Annotated in this window: 1 protein-coding gene and 1 pseudogene; one reads left to right on the top strand and one right to left on the bottom strand. The window is 39.5% G+C overall.

Going from position 1 to position 2,059, the window contains the following annotated elements; all coding sequences use genetic code 11:
- Positions 1-333: 333 nt before the first annotated feature.
- A complete protein-coding gene (chrA, locus tag IQ234_RS20640) occupies positions 334-1,491 on the bottom strand; it encodes a chromate efflux transporter (RefSeq protein WP_193958446.1) in 1,158 nt (385 codons plus the stop codon).
- A gap of 349 nt (positions 1,492-1,840) precedes the next feature.
- On the opposite strand from chrA, the pseudogene IQ234_RS20635 reads away from it, so the two are divergent.
- A pseudogene (locus IQ234_RS20635) lies at positions 1,841-1,996 on the top strand (transposase family protein); the annotation flags it as partial.
- Between the last annotated feature and the right edge of the window lie 63 nt (positions 1,997-2,059).

Genomic DNA, 2,059 nt, shown 5'->3' with positions numbered 1-2,059 from the left:
CCTAGTTGCTGATTTACTGAAAGGTTTGTCGATTCACCTTCATCGTTGGAGTTCTTTCTCTCCCACCCCCGTTGATGCTTTTTACTACTCCCCTTCCTCTTGGTTGTAAAATACCTACACCTGTCAGGGATCAGCGCCCCCTTATTAAGGGGGATTAAGGGGGTATCAAAGGCCAAATCTATCTTAATATAGCGTTTCCTAAGCTAGTGAGGTACACCTATTTTTCTTCCCCTTTGCCTTTTGCCTCTTGCCTTTTGCCTAAAACCCAGAACTTTTGTACATCAGGAGACTGAAAAACGCTATATTTAATTAGAACCATTTACTTATTTCCCCCTAACCTAATTGTTTTAATAGTAAACCAATGAGCGCACCAGCAAGAATTAACCAAGTAGAATTAACTTGAAAACGTAGTAAAAGAATACCAGAGACAAGAGATAGAATGATAGCCAATAAATTAAAAGGTAAATTCCCGTAGGGTTGTAACCAAGTAGCTAGGGCTAAATTAAAAATTACCGCTACCATTAAAGCCACAGCACTAGCATTAATTGCATCTAAAAAAGCACCCGCCCAAGCGGATTGTCTCAGTTTAGGAATAAGAGGATTAAGTAATAAAACAAAGATAAAAGAAGGAAAGAAAATCGCTAGAGTCGCCACAATTGCCCCCGATACTCCTAATATTTGATAACCGATAAAAGTGGCTGTAGATAACACCGGACCGGGGGTAAATTGACCGATAGCAATAGCATCTAATAATTGTTGTCGGGTTAACCATCCTTTCCCCTGCACTAAATCCGCTTCTAAAAAGGCAACTAACACATAACCACTACCAAATAAAACACTACCCACCTTGAGAAAAAATAGCCCTAATCCTGTTAATGTCGGTGGGATGTTGCTAGGAGTAGCAACCGCCGTCGCACCGCCTATTCCTGCCACAATCAGGGGGAAAGTAGCGAATTTTTTTAGGATAAACATCCCGATAATTCCGCCCAACAGTAAAGCGATAATTTCATTTAAACCTAAGATTAATAATCCGATAACTCCCAATCCGATGAACAGTAATTGACGGGTTTTCAGTGCCTTTTTACCTAGGCGCCAGAGTGCCTGAAAAATCACCGCAATTACTACCGGTTTAATCCCCGCAAAAATCGGAGCCACATCGGGTAAAGTCCCGTAGGTAGTATAAATCCAAGCTAGAAAACCCGTAATTAACACCGCAGGAGTAATAAAACAAACCCCGGTGATTATTAAACCCGCTAAACCACCAAAAATATAACCGATATGAATAGCCATTTCCGTGGAATTAGGACCGGGAATCAGATTAGTGGCCCCCACCAAATCGAGAAATCGTTCCTTAGTCATCCAACCACGACGCTTAACCACTTCTTCCTCCATTAAAGCGATATGGGCAGCCGGACCACCAAAACCGATAATGCCGATTTTGAGAAATAAAAGGGCAAGTTGCGAGAGATTGGGAGGCGATGAAGTCAGCATTTTCTGATTACCAATAGTTTTTCTAGAATCAAGTTTATATCCAAAAGAATAAGCTTAAGCTAAATTCTTGGCTAGATCTGGTCAATTCCATAATTGCAAAAGTGTTTTACACAAACTCAATTATAAGTATTTAATGCTCCCGTTCAAGTAAATTTGATACAAAAAAAGTTAAGAAAACTTTATAAATAATATTGATTAATTTGTTTATAATGAACCCCATTAATACCCACTGAAACCCATCAGCACCCCCCTTATTAAGTAGGGCTGTTTCATTCTCCCATCAGAATATCAAAAGTAAAAGCGATCACTGTCAGGTAAAATGAGAAGTGACCGCCAACTTTTTAAAGATATGTTGAGCTTAATAGAAAAACTGAAACAAGTCAAGGACTTTCGGAAAGATAAAGGAAAAAGACACCCTTTATGGATAGTATTAGTAGTAATAATACTGGGAACAATGCTAGGATACTCAGGTTATAGAGAGCTAGGAGAGTTTGCTAAAAATAACTTGCCCTGAGCCAAGTCGAAGGGTCGGCACAGGCTCAGTCAAGAATTTAACATAATTCCAGAA

Origin of the sequence: Microcystis aeruginosa LEGE 91341 (genome assembly GCF_015206885.1) — a bacterium.
In the GTDB taxonomy this organism is placed as follows: domain Bacteria; phylum Cyanobacteriota; class Cyanobacteriia; order Cyanobacteriales; family Microcystaceae; genus Microcystis; species Microcystis aeruginosa_H.
The sequence above is the reverse complement of the archived record's forward strand: the minus strand, read 5'-3'. Positions and strand labels throughout refer to the sequence as shown.